Source organism: Microcoleus sp. FACHB-672 (assembly GCF_014695725.1).
Classification (GTDB): Bacteria; Cyanobacteriota; Cyanobacteriia; order Cyanobacteriales; family Oscillatoriaceae; genus FACHB-68.
In genome coordinates, this window is record NZ_JACJOU010000026.1 from 22,907 (window position 1) to 38,622 (window position 15,716).

The following is a 15,716-nucleotide window of genomic DNA, read 5'->3' on the forward strand; positions in this document are numbered from 1 at the left end:
TCTCTGGCGGTATTTATAAAAGCCACAAAGTAGAGTCAGGCAAATGCCGCGATGACGTAAGTCTAGACGGCTGAGCTTGCTTCTGTTTAAATAGATCCAAATTTGAATAAAAAACCCAAGCTATTTACGGAGGTATTATGGCTACTTTTAGCGTGACAAATATTAATGATACTGGTGCCGGCTCCCTCAGACAGGCGATTATAGATGCGAATATTACAGCCGGCGCGGATACGATTACGTTTAATATTGCCGGTGCCGGTGTGCAAACGATTCAGCCGGCAACTGCACTGCCAACGATTACAGATGCCGTTGTTATTGATGCAACGACGCAACCGGGATATACCGGCACGCCTTTAATTGAAATTAATGGCACGACTGCAGCGGGATTAGATGATGGTATCTTGCAAATCACTGCCGGCAACAGTACCGTGCGGGGATTGATTATCAATCGTGCCGGATTTAGTAATGCTGCAATTTTAATCAGTAGCAATGGTGGCAATGTTATTGAAAATAATTACCTAGGAACGGATGCTGCCGGCACCCTTTCTGGTGGAGATAGTGGTTCAGGAATTTTCATTCAAGATTCTCCCGATAACATTATTCGAGCTAACTTAATTTCTGGAAATACCAATACCTCTGCTGTGGGAATTCGTATTTTTGGGACAACGGCTACCAATAACCAAATTCAGGGTAATTTAATTGGAACGGATGCTAATGGAACCGCTGATCTAGGGAATGCCGGCAGTGGGATTGTTATCTCTAATGCTTCTAATAATATTATTGGCGGAACGACGGCGGCAACCCGTAACATTATTTCGGGAAACGATTCTGGCATTCAAATAATCGGCGTAACTGCTACGGGAAATCAAATCCTTGGCAATTATATTGGCACGGATATTACGGGCACTATTGCGCTACGAAATGTTTTTAGCGGAATTGGGATCTCCAATGCACCTAATAATATCATTGGCGGAAGTCCGGCGGCTTCTCGGAATCTAATTTCTGGCAATGGTTCAAGTGGAATTTATTTGGGAGATGGCAGCACCGGCACTCAAATTATTGGCAACTATATTGGCACCAATGTTACGGGTGATGCTGCTTTAGGAAATGGAGGATTATCGGGGGTAAGAATTGAAACTGCCGATAATGTGATTCAAAACAACTTGGTTGCCGGTAACACCTCCGATGGAATTCTCATTGGTAATAGCAGCGCCACTAACAACCGCGTTATTGGCAATTTAGTTGGGACAAATGCAAGCGGGACTGCTGCGATTGGTAATGGTGAAGTTGGAGTTTTTATTGTCCAAGGTGCAGCCAATAATATTATTGGTGGGGTAACTGCGGCTGAGCGTAATATTATTTCAGGTAATAATAGTTGGGGCGTTGGATTTCAGACAAATGCCACGAATAATCAACTGCTTGGCAATTTCATTGGCGTTGATATTAATGGCACGGCTGCTTTAGGAAATGGCAGTGATGGAGTCAGCGTATTTTCTGCACCTAATAATATTATTGGCGGAACTGTTGCGGGTTCTCGCAATATTATTTCAGGGAATGGTGCTTCAGGAATTGAGCTACCCTTGGCATCACCTAACACATTAATTGCCGGCAATTATATTGGCACGGATGTCACCGGCACCGTTACGATTGGTAATGAAGACAATGGTATTACTGTAGAGCAGTATGCAATTAATACCACAATTGGAGGAACGACTCCTGAAAGTCGCAATCTTATTTCTGGAAATAAAGGCAATGGGATTTCTTTAGATTCTCGTGATAATCAAGTTTTAGGAAATTATGTTGGCACTCAAGCAGATGGCATTAGTGCGCTAGGGAATGCTAACAGAGGTATTCACATTTCTTCTTTAGCGGGAAATAACCTCATTGGCGGCACAGCAGCCGGCGCAGGAAATGTGATTGCTTTTAATGGCAATGATGGGGTTTTCATTGGAGGGAGTGTCAATAACGGTATTTTAGGGAATACGTTTTTCTCCAATGGACAGTTAGGAATCGATCTGAATAGTCCATCGATTAATGATGCCGGCACCACTGCAAATGATGTGGGGGATGCCGACACCGGCAATAATAACTTACAGAATTTCCCGGTGATTACTTCGGCTGTTTCTAATGGGAATAATATTACCATTACCGGCTCTCTCAACAGCACAGCGAATACCGCATTTCGAGTTGAGTTTTTTGCCAATACAGCCTTAGATACTACTACCTTTGGCGAAGGGGAACGATTTCTTGGCTTTGTTAATGTCACAACCGATGCTGCCGGCAATGCCAGTTTTACTCAAAGTTTTACCACTGCCATTCCTGCCGGCCAGTTTATCACGGCAACTGCAACCGATCCGAATAATAATACCTCGGAATTTTCCGGTGGCGTTGCTGTGATTATTCCCAGCCTGACTATTAATGATGTCACCGTAGCTGAGGGAAATGCCGGCACCACGAATGCCACGTTTACGGTTACCTTAAATAGCGCGATTAATCAAACAGTAATGGTTGATTATGCGACGGCGAATGATACGGCAATTACGGGTGAAGATTATACGGCAACAACCGGAACGTTAACCTTTACGGCTGGAGAAACAACCCAAACAATTACGGTTCCTGTTAATGGCAATACGAGTGATCAATTAGATCGTCGCTTTTTTGTAAATTTATCAAATGCTACCATTGCCACGATTGCAGATAATCAAGGCATTGGTAATATTACCGATGACGATCCGACTCCGGCAATTTCGATTAATAATGTCACGGTGACAGAAGGAGATGCCGGCACAACGAATGCTATTTTTAACGTGGTTTTAAATAGCGCTTCTAGTCAAGTTATTACCCTTAACTATACGACGACGGATGATAGTGCAATTGCCGGCAGCGACTATACCACCACATCGGGAACGTTAACCTTTGCTGCCGGAGAAACAATAAAAACGATTATTGTGCCGATTTTGGGTAATACAGAAGATGAATCAGAAGAAAGCTTTTTTGTCAATCTTTCTAATGCTACCAACGGCATATTCACGACGAATTTAGGGACTGGTACGATTGCTAATGACGATACGCCGATTCCAACACCAACACCGATTCCAACGCCAACACCAACGCCGGTTCCAACACCAACCCCGATTCCAACGCCTACACCAACGCCGGTTCCAACGCCTAGACCAATAATACCAATTCTAGCATCTACACCAATACCTATGGCTACACAACCTATTGATCAAGAGTGCAATTGTCCCATAGTCACTATTCCTAACCCGATTACTCTACCGCTCGGTAATACATCTGAGACGATTTTTACCGCACCGCAAAGTGGCGATGTGGGGAGTGACACACTCCAGGGAAGCGCGAGTAATGATAGCATTGTCGGCGACAGTGGCAATGATTTTGTTTTGGGTGAAGCGGGTAACGATCACTTAATTGGTGGAGACGGAAACGATAGCCTACAAGGCGGTTTGGGAAGTAATGTTCCTGTGGGAAATGAACTTGATCGTGACTCGATTGAAGGGAACGCTGGCAATGATTCTTTGTTTGGTAATGAAGGTCAAGATACCATTTTTGGCGGCAACGGTGAGGATCTGATCTGGGGAGGTAAAGATAACGACTGGTTATGGGGTGAAGACGGTTATGATACCCTCTATGGAAATTTAGGAAACGATTTTATTTTTGGAGGTAAAGGGAATAGTGATTCTGTCGGAGATATTCTTGAACAGGATTTAATCTATGGTCAAGATGGTAACGATTATCTCAATGGCAATGAAGGCAATGATATTGTTGACGGTGGCAATGGTAATGACTGGATTCATGGGGGAAAAGATGACGATTTGATCGTGGGTGATCTTGACAATGATACTCTGTTCGGTGACATGGGAAATGATATCTTGCGTGGCCGAGGTGAGGCATCGGAATTCAATGATCCGGAAGGACGAGATTGGTTATTTGGCGGCAGTGGGGATGATTTTCTCGATGGCTACGAGGGGGATGATAGCCTTTTTGGCGGCGAAGGCAATGATACCCTGCGTGGCGAAGCTAGTAACATACCTGGCGCTCCAAATAGTGATCTGCTGATGGGAGAAGCCGGCAATGATCTCATATTCGGTGACACCGGAAATGATACGTTGTGTGGGGATGAAGGAGATGATACTTTAGTTGGCAAGAATGACAACAATCTGCTCAACTTATCCCCACTCACTGAACAAGATGATCTTTGTGGCGGCGCAGGGAATGATTTATTGGTTGCTAATGAGGGAATTGATACGCTGAATGGCGGAGATGGAAATGATTCTCTCTATGGAGGGAAACATAATGATACTCTCTATGGAAGTACCGGCAATGATTGGTTATCGGGTGATTTAGGGAAGGATTGGATAGCCGGCGGTTCGGGAAATGATAATTTTGTTTTCTCAGCTACAATTGCCGATCTTGAGACGGCTATTGAGTTTGGTCAAGATATGAGTGGCGATATAATAGCTGATTTTATTCAAGGTGAGGATAGAATTGCTTTAGCTGCCGGTTTAACGTTTGCTCAACTCACTCTTTCTGCAAGTGGGAATGATACCTTGGTGAAAGTTGGGGATGTGTCATTAGTAACCATTCAAGGAATCGCCTCAACTGCAATCAGTGCCGGTGATTTTATCTCAATTTAATTTGTATCAAGTGGGGTGCGTGACTTACGAACCCTACTCCTGTAAGCTTTTTAAAAATTCAATATTTTCTCTGACAGTAACAGTATACGGATGCTCTAATCGTAATCGGCTCTCAAAAATCTCTAGGGCTTCTTTGTATAAAGTTTCGGCTTTGGCGTAGCATCGTTGTGACTGGTAAAGGTCGGCCAAGTTGTTGAGACCTATGGCTAAAGATGGATGGTTTTCTGGCAAGCTTTGGCGGTCGATTTCCAAGACTTGCTGGTATAAAGGTTCCGCTTCGCTGTAGCGTCCTTGTTCGCGGTAAAGGATGGCTAAGTTGTTGAGGTGGGAGGCTAATTGTGGATGGTTTTCTGGCAAGCTGCGATGGACGATTTCCAGTGCTTGCTTGTATAAAGGTTCGGCTTCGCTATAGCGTCCTTGTTCGCGATAAAGTTCGGCTAAGTTGTTGAGGTGGGTGGCTAAAGATGGATGGTTTTCTGGCAAGCTGCGGCGAACGATTTTCAGCGCTTGCTTGTATAAAGGTTCCGCTTCGGCGTAGCGTCGTTGTGACTCGTAAAGGATGGCTAAGTTGTTGAGACCTATGGCTAAAGATGGATGGTTTTCTGGCAAGCTTTGGCGGTCGATTTCTAAGACTTGCTGGTATAAAGGTTCGGCTTCGCTGTAGCGTCCTTGTACACGGTAAAGTTCGGCTAAGTTATTGAGGCCGATAGCTACATCTGGATGTTCGGAACCCAAGCGATGTTGTATCACTGTTACACACTGCTTTTTCCAAAATTCTGCCGGCTCATACAATGCCTGACCTTCATAAAACTGGCCTAAACCAATAAACGGCCATCTTAAATCCTCATCCTCTAGATAGTCAAACAGGTGGGAAGCAGCGGCTTCCAGATGGGGAATGGCAGGACTGAAAAAGGCTACCTCATCGCGGGTAATTCGCTCAGGAATTCGTTCTGCCACACCCGCCAATGCGGTTACAAAGGCTTGTTTTAATCGTTGAGAAATTCCCTGACACGACTCAACTTGATCGAATTCTTCTAGCTTAAACAGGCAATATTCCCGAATCAAAGGATGTAGCCGATACATTCCCGCATTTGTGCGTTCCAATAAATGCAAATTCACCAAACTCTCATCTCGCGTTTCTTCTAACTCATCTGCCTCCGCATCTGGCAAACAGTTTTCTACCAACCACCAGGGAATCGCAGCTGGGGCAAACACCCCCAACAAACACGCCAACTGCTTCGCCGCTTCATCCAATTCTTGCCAACTTAAATCAATGGCAGCCTGTACGCCGAGAGAAGCTGTCATATCGGCTTCCGATTTAGGCTTTTGTAGGGCAGGTTGTTGCAAGCGCTTCTCTTCTAAACGCCGCAGCATTTCCGCCAGAGATAAATCCGGCTTGCGCCGCAGATATCGCCCCACCAATTCCAACCCCAAGGGCAAATATCCCAGCCACGCACACAAGTTTTCTGCTTCCCCCAATTGCTGTTGAATGCGTTCATCTCCCACCAGCAAGGTTAATAACGCCATCGCCTGATCTGGGCTAAGTACATCCAGCGTCAAAGTTTGCACCTTTGCCCCCAACTGCGCCCGCGTGGTGAGCAACACTTTAAAGCGGGGTGGCATGACATCAACACAATCTTTTACTGCGTTGTAATTAGAAACATCATCAAAAATCACCAGCACATTTCCCGGCAGACATTGCTGGAAGCAATACTCAACTTTACGAATCAAAGTATCGAGTTGATCGGGTATCGCAAAATTAGGAAAATAAGCGATAGCAAATTCCACCCACTGCGCCCTCACATCCCCGGCTTTTGCCGAGAACCAATAAACCCCACCCGGATAATCATCAAGATGGCGGCGAGCATATTGCAGGGCGAGTTCAGTTTTCCCTACTCCCCCCATGCCAGAAATTGCAGAGATCGCGACTCGACTTTCCTGCTGCAACAACTCGCGGATCTTGTCTAATTCTTCTTCCCGCCCAATAAATTCCTCTGGGTTAACAATACCTTTTTGCCCCAAATTGTTGAGAGGAGTGGCAGCAGAAAGATTAACAGTTGGCGGATTTGTGGGAAGCGGTGACGATTTTGCAGCCGCTTTCTTGGATTTTTCAGGACGTTTGGCTTCCCACTCAATATCAAACTGCCTGAGATTCTCTGCTTTATCTTTGTGCCACAGTTTCAGCGTAAAATGCCACTCTTCTGATCCTTGGGTGGCGCTGCGGTTATCTTCCAAAATTCCCAAGAAATCTTCTAAACGGTTGATTGCTTCCCGAACTTGGGCGGCAGTTAATTTGCCTTCGTAACTATCCTTTAGCGTCAATTCTTCCAGACATCTGCGCTTTCCCCGGATCACAACCTGCGTCTCGCACTGCCAGGTATGCTGAATGGATATTTTATCCTCATATTCATTATTGGCGTAAGCCAGTAAGGCTTCAAACAGACGCTTCACCCGTGCTTTGACTTCTTCACCGTAGGAACGCCGCGCCATAGAATAATTGGGGATTAAAGATTGGGGATTGGGGACTTGCAACACTACAAAGTTTGGGGATACCCTAAACCATTCATCTACCCCAAACTGCTGATTTCTCTGATTATACACAGCTTTTCAGAGTGGCAAGTGAGCAGTTGCTTTGCCTCACTACCCCAAAAATATCGTGAAATTCAACAACGAGAAAGAGGTTGAATTCCATGAACCCGCAACAACGCAAACCCAAATTTTCCCCGCACCAAATCTTTAGTGCCATTCTGATAATTAAATGTGCAATCGGTGTGGGTGCCGGCTACATTAATCCCGATTTAGGCACTGCAGTAGGTGTAGGAATGACAATTGTTGATATCGTTACTTACAAGGATAAAAATAATAAAGATGAATAATGCTTAATCTAAGGGTGCCGGCAGCGTGCCGGTATCCCTCCAAACTGTTATTTGAGGGAGCAAGATGCTCCCACTCCCCCAATCTTTTTGTAAATTTGTAGCGCCGGCAAGATGCCGGGTTCCTTTTCCCTTTCCCTCAATTCTCACAGTAATTTCGCCTGTTGAATCCACTGCGCCACTTCTTCAACAGAGGGACAAAGATCGCGGCGTTGCAGGGTTGCCACTTGCAGGCGCAGAATTTGTTGATGTAATCTGTGAGTCGGCGTTTGCGCTAATTGCGTCACAGAAGCGATGCCGGCGTGCAGCAAAAGTCCGCAATACCGGCAGCCAACGCTAGGAATGCGAGCGAGATTTGCCAGCGCCACCCATTTATTAACATATTGAATGTGAATTTGCAATTGATTTGCCAGCGCTAACCGGCTTGCAGGAGTGCCGGCTTTTTTAATCAGTTGTGCTGTGGTGGTAATGCCGCATTCTTCAAGTTGAGATTGATTTTGAGCGCTCAATCCCGGCAATTGATCAATGGGCCAATTCCGCCCTTGGCTCGCACTTTGATGAGTTTGCTTAGAAGTTTTCATAAAATTTTTGACTAAATGACCTATCTAAAATCTACAATCTAAAATACCCAATCTGTCATTGACATTATTATGCACATTCCTAAAGATTTCTCTATGGCACCGGCACTACGTCGCCGCCGGCAGCAGTTAGCCAAATTAATTGATTTTCCGGTTATTCTTTGGTCAGGACGCAGTTGTTCCCGCAATTTTCCCGCCAATACTTATCCTTTTCGCGCCAGCAGTCACTTTCTTTATTTTGCCGGCTTGCCAATAGAAAATGCCGCAATTCGCTTAGAAGCCGGTAAATTAGAACTGTTTATGGATGATGCGCCGACTGATAGTGCGCTATGGCATGGAGAAATGCCCAAACGTGATGAAATTGCTGCCGTTATTGGTGCAGATGCCGCATTTCCCATGACAGAATTGCCATCCCGCGCTAATGATGCCGGCACCATTGCTGTGCAAAATATGGCAACCCAACAGCAACAGTCTCAAGTATTAAATCGGCCTATTTTTCCTGCCAATTCTCCCGAAGGAATTGATTTAGAATTAACCAAAGCAATCATCTCTCTGCGCCTCACTCATGATGATGCTGCCTTAGCCGAATTGCGACAAGCCGGTGTTGTCACAGTGGAAGCGCACAAAGCCGGAATGAGAGCAACACAGACGGCCAAAATAGAAGCCGGTGTTCGTTCTGCAATGGAGAGCCATATTATATCACAGAATATGGGCTGTTCTTATTCCAGCATTGTCACTGTCTGCGGAGAAGTTTTGCACAATGATCAATATCACCACCCCCTACAACCGGGCGATTTAATGTTAGCAGATGTCGGCGCAGAAACAACTTTAGGCTGGGCAGCCGATGTCACTCGCACCTGGCCGGTTTCCGGCAAATTTTCCCCTACCCAGCGCGATATTTACGACATAGTTTTAGCCGCCCATGATGCCTGTATTGAAAAGATCCGCCCTGGCGTAGATTACCGGCATATACATCTCCTTGCTTGCCAAATTATCGCCCAAGGATTAGTCGATTTAGGGATTTTGCGCGGTTCCGCTGAATATTTAGTAGAAATGGATGTTCACGCCTTATTTTTCCCCCACGGAATCGGACATTTACTCGGTTTAGATGTCCACGATATGGAAGATTTGGGAGATTTGGCCGGTTACGAAGAAGATCGAGTCAGAAGTCATCGCTTTGGCTTAGGCTATCTCCGCTTAAATCGCCTGTTGAGTGCGGGAATGTTAGTTACGATTGAGCCAGGATTTTATCAAGTGCCGGCGATTTTAAATGATCCAACTTTACGCTCAAAACATCAGAATCTTGTGAATTGGGATAAGTTAGAAAAATTCGCCGATGTGCGCGGAATTCGGATAGAAGATGATGTGTTAGTCACACAAAAAGGCACTGAAATTTTGACAGCAGCTTTGCCGAATAAAGCCGAAGAAGTTGAGGATTTGATTGGAGCCAATTGACTTGATTAATTCAGAAAAATAACTTTAATTGGGTTGAAGAAAATAAAGTTATTTTTCCCTTCATGATTAGACAACAAACTTATAAAATCTAAAAAATATGATCCAAGTATAACCTAAGCAATTTGCCAAACAAGGCCCAATCTTCTCAGAACTCACAATCTCCCAAAGAGACGGCTACATTAGGATAAAGCTAAAAATCCTAAAAATTGACTTAACACTCCTACTCATTCCTGAATTTGACTCTTCACCCACTTGCGAAATGCCTGGATCAATTCTAAATAGTCTGTTGTTTCTGCTTCCTCTAAAAATCTGGAGATTTCCCCAACCGGCACATTAGGAAAGGCTAAACTCTGCCGGCTAGTAATATACTCCTGATTTTGTAAGATATTAATACTGAAAGCATTACCATCATATCGCCAAATTTCTAAGACTCCCATATCTGCATAGACTTGAAAGCGATTTTGAGAACTACTCGTAATATCAACTTCAATCACTAAATCTGGTGGCGGATCTTGATTTAAGTCAATTCTCTTTTTGCCTTTAACTGCGCTGATGTTCTGGATGTAGAAACATTCAGCGGGTTCGGCACCACTAATTTCAGGATATTTAAAAGTCGTAGAACCAAGAGGTTCAATTTTAACTTCTAATTCTTCAGCTAATGTTTCAACAAATCGACCTACTATTTTTTTGTAACGTTCATGTTCAGGGGACGGAACCATAATTTCAAGTGTGCCACGATTATAGGTGAGGCGCAAACGCCGGCTACTCAATTCAGTTAGCAGAGTTTCATAAGTTTTCCAACTGATATCTGATAGTTCAATTCTTTGTTCGGGTGGAGTGAGGGTGGTGCCGATCATAGTATTAATTTAAGTTAGTTTTATTAAAGGCTCACAAGAAAAACTTCAGCTAGATTCAGCGATAAACCTGGGAAACAAGGCAATAGTCATAGCTAGACAATCCGTGAAAGATTGAGAAGAGAATCTTTAACCCATAGTTTAACACCGGCATCCCAAGGCCATTGCAGCCCGAACACAAAATTACTCTTCAAAAATTGCGCCACGTTGGCTTAATTCTCGCTTCATTTCCTCAGAAACTCCTGAATTGCCGGCAAAGCGAGTTTTTTCCAGCCTTGCATTTGTGAAATTCACCCGCGTTAAATCAGCACCACTCAAATCAGCGCCGGCAAGATTCACCCCCGTCAGATCCGCATCCTTTAAATTAGCACCAAGCAAATGAGCACCGGCAAGATTTGCACGGCTTAAATAAGCACTGCTTAAATTTGCCTCATTCATCTGTGCGCCGGTAAGATTGGCGCTACTAAGATTTGTACGAAGATCAGCCCCAATTAAATTAGCCAAACTCAGATCCGCACTGGCAAGATTTGCATTTACCAATTGAGCATCCGATAAATTCGCCCCGCTTAAATTCGCGCCGGCAAGATCAGCTAATGTTAACTTCGCACCTGTTAAATTCGCACCCATTAAGTTAGCCCCACACAAATCGGCATAGTGCAAATTAAAACCGCTCAAATCAGCGCCGGCAAGATCCTCAGCCGCATTCAACCCCAAACTTTCCGCCAGCGCCACGAAATCCGTTTCTGTCCCTGCTAAAAACAACTCCCGTGCAATTTCTAGCTGCGCTTGATGACACTCCCTCGCCGGCTCATCCTCTCCCAAAGCCTGGTAAGTTAATCTTAGATTTCCCAGCGTTTGCCCCTCATCAAGCCGGTTTTGCATTTCCCGCGCCATTTCCAGCCGCCGCTGTTGGTATTCCATACCAGCGGCGAACTCTCCAAACGCATAAAAAGCATTTCCTAGGTTCAACAGCGCATTCGCCTCTCCGCGCCTGTCTTGAATTTCCAGGGCGATCTCCAGATGCCGGTGATAACAAGCGATCGCTTCTGTCAAATTTCCGACAGCCTGGTAAGCCGCCCCCAAATTTCCCATCGCCGCCCCTTCCTTACGGCGATCAGGAATGTTTTGATAGGCTGCCAGTGCTTGTTGCCAAGACTGTAATGCAGCTTCAAACTCTCCTGTTTGATATTGTGAAATCCCTTGTTTCAGCAATACATCGGCTTCATTCATATCTCACAAACACCCTAATAAAATCAGCAGTATCCCAATTTATAAATCCTCAAAAATCGCACCACGTTCTTGCAATGTTTCCTGCATTTGTCTGGAAATTCCAGAATCATTGCGAAATCTTGCCCCTTCTACATTGGCACCGGCAAGCTCAACATCGGCAAAATTTGTTAACACCAATCCCGCATGATTTAAATCAGCATCCGTCAGATTTGCCCCGCTAAGATTCGCCCCACTCAAATTTGCATTGCTCAAACTTGCCTCCCTCAAATTTGCGCCGGCAAGATTCGCCCCGCTCAAATTTGCTAAAGCTAACCCACACAGATGCAAATCCGCATTCATGATGTTTGCATCACTCAACAAAGCACCGCTGAGATCGGCACCGGCAAGATTTGCCCCGCTTAAATTTGCACTGCACAGATCCGCATCATTGAGCAGCGCGCCCCGCAGGTTTGCCCCAACAAGATTTGCCCCACTCAAATCCACACCCACTAAGGTTACGCCTAGCAAATTTGCACCGGCAAAATCTTCAGCGGGATTGAGTTCCGCCAGTTTTGCCAACTCTAAAAAATCATTGGTTTGAGTTGCAACAATCTTGTCAATAACTTCTGCAAGTTCAGCCGGCGCGATGGCAGAATCTTCACTGCCGTTACTACTCCAAGATGACTGTTCTTGCAGCGAAGTATATTGCAGCGCCGCCACCCGAATGAGAGAAGGCTTGAGGTTAAACTCAACAATTGCCCCTGTCAATTTTTTTTCTAAAATAGAAAGTTTGTTTGGGCTGATTTCAGGGGGCCACAATCCCTCAATTTCAGTAATTTGTGTATCTGCCGGCAACACATCAAAGATCGCTTGCACTTGGCAAGGCAAACTGGTGACTTGCAACGTTCCCAAATGGAAATTCTTGAGAGAACCTTGGAGCACAGCTTGGCTAGATGGAATCGCAAATATCCAGCTGGGTTCTGTCTCACCGCCGCCGGTGATCACCTGACACTGGCAGGGATTGGGCTTTTCCTCTGCCGGCTCGTCTATCAGCGTTACCAGGTCACTGCCGGCTTCCGGCTGCGACTCTTGCAGCATTTTGCAGTTTTCGAGCTTCAGTCTTAGCCGGCCCCGGAGCAGGCCAAATTTGAAGCGCCCCTCCAACACCGACTGCCACGATTCATCGAAGTTGAGGGTTACCGATAAGTCAATTTGCTCGGTGCCAGCTGAGCCGGTTTTTCTAGGGATGCCGGTTAAATTCATTGATAAGCAGTCTGGCTGAGGCATGGAGGAGAGAAGTTCTTGCATCGCCCATTCAAAATTTGTCTTTAGGACATCTTAGATATCCAAATTTAGCTTAATCCAAAAGCAGCCTCACACTTGATATGGACTGTGATCAGCTAGATCGTGAATTCTTGAAGACAAAAAAATTTAAGGGCGCTTCCTGCTGGAGAAGACGCCCTCGATTGGTTTTGTTATTCAATTGATCTGGGTGATTTAATTGTTTTTTTAGCTAGATGCATCAGCCGGCTGCCCGATCAAGATGCAAACCTAGGAGGCAAAATCCAAGCAACGATCCTACAACTGCATTACAGCAATTACAGCTTACTCAACAGCAGGCAGATTGTTGACTTGAGTTGCATCGAGTCCAACTTCTGCTGCTGAGCGCGAAAGCATCGACTGCTGCCGGTTTTTGATTTGGTGCTGGTGACGCATCATCAGGGCGCGAGCTTGATCTTGAGTAGACATTTTAAATTCCTCCGGTGTAGTCAATGTAATGCAATAAAGAGATAAAAATTAGCTCATCGTCGAATGAGAGCGGTCGTAGGAAACAGAGAAGCTGGAGTGAGGTTTGCCTTGAATGTTGCTCCAGTAGTCATCGGCTTCGAGTCCAACTTCTGCCGCTGCACGGGAGAGCATCGACTGCTGCCGGTTCTTGATCTGGTGGTGGTGACGCATCATCAACGCACGCGCTTGATCTTGAGTGGACATTCTCGGTTCCTCCTGATTTCCTGATAAAAAGATGGGCTTGTTTGCCTTCTCTATTTAAGATATCAGCAAATTCTGTATAAATTTTTACAGAATGTGTTTTTGCAACAAAACTTAATATTTTCTCAGGAAAGGGTAGGCAAACATGAAAGAGGCTCCCTCGCTGGTATTGAGGAAGCCTGAGCTTTTGAGTCCTGAGCTTTTGAGTCCTGAGTCCTAGTTTTGAGCGGGGGAGAGTGGAAGAACACTTAAATTTTCCCAATTCCCCATGCCCCATGCCCCATGCCCTTCTTACAAAGGCCGGTAAACGCGGTAGTTGATTTTGGGGAAGATATTGTCGATTTCTTCGACTTTTTCTAGCCAGCCGCTATCAATCTTGCCCATCTTGATTTCGTCGTAGAGCTTATTGAAGCGCATCAGGTGTGAACGCGTCCGGCGCACGGCATAGGGCACCATCGTGCCGGTTCGCATAATAAAGGCCCAGTCAGAAGATTGTGCTAGCAAGACTTCCCGCGCTGCTTGGTTAAGTGCTCGCCACTCCAGCTCATCTGCCGGCTCAAGCTTGCCCAGCTCAATCATCCGTTCTGCGGCTTTGTGCAAATGGGGATAAACCCAGGCATTGGTGTCATTGAGCCAGTATTCATGGAAACCCTTATAACCCCAACTCGATTGGGAAGGACGGGCGACTTGCTGAGCGGGGTTCTCGCGCAGGTAATCGGCCAAGTGGGTCATGCTGTATGTCCCTTGGTCATACCAACTCTTGCGGAACAGGTAATTGATAAACGAAGGGCCTTCGTACCACCAGTGACCGAATAATTCAGCGTCGTAGGGGGAAACGATGATGGGGGGACGCTGCATGATGCCGTGCAGGTGTTGCACTTGGCGTTCGCGGTTGAACATGAAGTTGCCGGCGTGTTCAGCAGTCTTTTCCCTTGCCCAGTAAGGATCGTAAAGCGCTTTATCTCCTAGACCTAGCCCTCGGCCTGTGATCTTGTGGTATTTGATGCCAACGTTCTTCCGCTGGCCGTTGGGCATGATGTAGGGTTTGATGTAATCGTATTCCGCTTCCCAACCCAAGTCTTTGTAAAATTCCCGATATTCTGCGGCACCGGGATAGCCGACTTCAGATGACCAAACTTGTTGTGAGGATTCATGATCGCGACCGAAGGCAGCGACGCCACACTCAGTATAGATGGGGGCGTAGGTGCCAAAGCGTGGGCGAGGACGTGCATATAGGATGCCGTGGCCATCAGTGAGGAAGTAACGCAAGCCGGCATCGGCAAGCATCCGTTCTAGCCCCTCATAGTAGGCGCATTCCGGCAGCCAAATTCCTCTAGGAGGCCGGCCAAAGTTTTCTTCGTAGTGTTCGCAGGCAACTTGAATTTGCGACCAAACTGCCTGGGGATACATTTTCATCAGCGGCAGGTAGCCGTGGGTTGCCCCGCAGGTGATGATTTCTAGATTGTTAGTGTCTGAGAACTGCTTGAAGGCGCTAACAAGATCGCCTTTATGATGCTCCCAATACTCGCGAGTTTCGTGAAACTCTGTGGCGTAGTGCTCGGCAAGGTAGCGGATATGGCCATTATGTTTGTTATGTTCGACTTCCTTCTCGGCCAGTTCTTCAAGTTGGGCCAAGTGTTTGTCGTAGCGTTCTTGTAGCAGTGGATCACGCAGCATCGACACCAATGGCGGTGTCATGCTCATGGTTATTTTGAAGTCAATGCCGTCTTGCTTTAATCCTTCAAATACTCGCAGTAAAGGGATGTAGGTTTCTGTGATGGCTTCATATAGCCATTCTTCTTCTAATACATAATCACTTTCAGGGTGTCGGACAAAGGGAAGATGGGCGTGTAAAACAAGGGCGAGGTAGCCAATAGCCATAAATTACTCAAGGATCGTGGTTAAATGCAGAACCGATTAGGAGCCGGGGGATTTTACAATATTTAAAGATTTTAAGATGAAAGGGGAACTAAAGAGCCATCACCGGCTGAAATTTCAGCTAAAAAATGTTTCCTAAGATAGATGACTCACTCTTAAATTGTGAGTGTTGTCAGCGAGGGATTTCCATCTATCAAATCAGGGGATAGCTAATAATATAAAATC

Annotated in this window: 12 protein-coding genes; 3 read left to right on the plus strand and 9 right to left on the minus strand. The window is 45.7% G+C overall.

Annotated features, from left to right (window positions below; all coding sequences use genetic code 11):
• Nucleotides 1-137: 137 nt before the first annotated feature.
• A complete protein-coding gene (locus H6F56_RS20260; RefSeq protein WP_190671797.1) occupies nt 138-4,655 on the plus strand; it encodes a beta strand repeat-containing protein in 4,518 nt (1,505 codons plus the stop codon).
• A gap of 33 nt (nt 4,656-4,688) precedes the next feature.
• Here the strand turns inward: H6F56_RS20260 and H6F56_RS20265 are convergent, their stop codons facing one another.
• Nucleotides 4,689-7,256, minus strand: coding sequence for a tetratricopeptide repeat protein (locus H6F56_RS20265; protein ID WP_199313108.1), 2,568 nt, complete (start codon nt 7,254-7,256; stop codon nt 4,689-4,691).
• An 89-nt stretch (nt 7,257-7,345) separates the two neighbouring features.
• Here H6F56_RS20265 and H6F56_RS20270 point away from each other — a divergent pair, with 89 nt between their 5' ends.
• Entirely contained in the window at nt 7,346-7,531 is a 186-nt protein-coding gene (locus tag H6F56_RS20270; RefSeq protein WP_190671800.1) for a hypothetical protein, read from the plus strand.
• 3 nt (nt 7,532-7,534) lie between these two features.
• Here the strand turns inward: H6F56_RS20270 and H6F56_RS20275 are convergent, their stop codons facing one another.
• On the minus strand, nt 7,535-7,678 hold the full coding sequence (locus tag H6F56_RS20275; protein WP_206753419.1) for a hypothetical protein: 144 nt from the start codon (nt 7,676-7,678) through the stop codon (nt 7,535-7,537).
• A complete protein-coding gene (locus H6F56_RS20280) occupies nt 7,675-8,109 on the minus strand; it encodes a DUF4332 domain-containing protein (RefSeq protein ID WP_190671807.1) in 435 nt (144 codons plus the stop codon). Before H6F56_RS20280 ends, H6F56_RS20275 begins: the two co-directional genes overlap by 4 nt.
• A gap of 69 nt (nt 8,110-8,178) precedes the next feature.
• Between H6F56_RS20280 and H6F56_RS20285 the strand changes: the two genes are divergently transcribed.
• Nucleotides 8,179-9,561 carry an aminopeptidase P family protein gene (locus H6F56_RS20285; RefSeq protein ID WP_190671810.1) on the plus strand — a complete coding sequence of 461 codons (1,383 nt, stop codon included), beginning with the start codon at nt 8,179-8,181 and terminating at the stop codon, nt 9,559-9,561.
• Nucleotides 9,562-9,785: 224 nt separating this feature from the next.
• Here H6F56_RS20285 and H6F56_RS20290 read toward each other — a convergent pair whose 3' ends face one another.
• The 6 genes from H6F56_RS20290 to H6F56_RS20315 form a co-directional block, all read right to left on the minus strand.
• Nucleotides 9,786-10,418: a Uma2 family endonuclease gene (locus tag H6F56_RS20290; RefSeq protein ID WP_190671813.1), complete on the minus strand. Its 633-nt coding sequence runs from the start codon at nt 10,416-10,418 to the stop codon at nt 9,786-9,788.
• A gap of 180 nt (nt 10,419-10,598) precedes the next feature.
• Nucleotides 10,599-11,645 carry a pentapeptide repeat-containing protein gene (locus tag H6F56_RS20295; RefSeq protein ID WP_190671817.1) on the minus strand — a complete coding sequence of 349 codons (1,047 nt, stop codon included), beginning with the start codon at nt 11,643-11,645 and terminating at the stop codon, nt 10,599-10,601.
• Nucleotides 11,646-11,684: 39 nt separating this feature from the next.
• The gene (locus tag H6F56_RS20300; RefSeq protein WP_242032101.1) at nt 11,685-12,932 is read right to left on the minus strand and encodes a pentapeptide repeat-containing protein; all 1,248 of its coding nucleotides are present in this window, start codon (nt 12,930-12,932) and stop codon (nt 11,685-11,687) included.
• Between the two features lie 297 nt (nt 12,933-13,229).
• Nucleotides 13,230-13,373, minus strand: a complete 144-nt coding sequence (locus H6F56_RS20305) for a hypothetical protein (RefSeq protein WP_190671821.1) — start codon at nt 13,371-13,373, stop codon at nt 13,230-13,232.
• 48 nt (nt 13,374-13,421) lie between these two features.
• Complete coding sequence (locus H6F56_RS20310) at nt 13,422-13,616, minus strand: hypothetical protein (protein WP_190671825.1); 195 nt, start codon at nt 13,614-13,616, stop codon at nt 13,422-13,424.
• 288 nt (nt 13,617-13,904) lie between these two features.
• Nucleotides 13,905-15,494, minus strand: a complete 1,590-nt coding sequence (locus tag H6F56_RS20315; protein ID WP_190671828.1) for a glycoside hydrolase family 57 protein — start codon at nt 15,492-15,494, stop codon at nt 13,905-13,907.
• Nucleotides 15,495-15,716 lie beyond the last annotated feature (222 nt).

Excerpts from the sequence above, each read along its gene's own strand:
- H6F56_RS20260 (WP_190671797.1), top strand. The coding sequence starts at position 138 with ATGGCTACTTTTAGCGTGACAAATATTAATGATACTGGTGCCGGCTCC.
- H6F56_RS20270 (WP_190671800.1), top strand. The coding sequence starts at position 7,346 with ATGAACCCGCAACAACGCAAACCCAAATTTTCCCCGCACCAAATCTTT.
- H6F56_RS20280 (WP_190671807.1), bottom strand. The coding sequence starts at position 8,109 with ATGAAAACTTCTAAGCAAACTCATCAAAGTGCGAGCCAAGGGCGGAAT.
- H6F56_RS20285 (WP_190671810.1), top strand. The coding sequence starts at position 8,179 with ATGCACATTCCTAAAGATTTCTCTATGGCACCGGCACTACGTCGCCGC.
- H6F56_RS20290 (WP_190671813.1), bottom strand. The coding sequence starts at position 10,418 with ATGATCGGCACCACCCTCACTCCACCCGAACAAAGAATTGAACTATCA.
- H6F56_RS20295 (WP_190671817.1), bottom strand. The coding sequence starts at position 11,645 with ATGAATGAAGCCGATGTATTGCTGAAACAAGGGATTTCACAATATCAA.
- H6F56_RS20300 (WP_242032101.1), bottom strand. The coding sequence starts at position 12,932 with ATGCAAGAACTTCTCTCCTCCATGCCTCAGCCAGACTGCTTATCAATG.
- H6F56_RS20305 (WP_190671821.1), bottom strand. The coding sequence starts at position 13,373 with ATGTCTACTCAAGATCAAGCTCGCGCCCTGATGATGCGTCACCAGCAC.
- H6F56_RS20310 (WP_190671825.1), bottom strand. The coding sequence starts at position 13,616 with ATGTCCACTCAAGATCAAGCGCGTGCGTTGATGATGCGTCACCACCAC.
- H6F56_RS20315 (WP_190671828.1), bottom strand. The coding sequence starts at position 15,494 with ATGGCTATTGGCTACCTCGCCCTTGTTTTACACGCCCATCTTCCCTTT.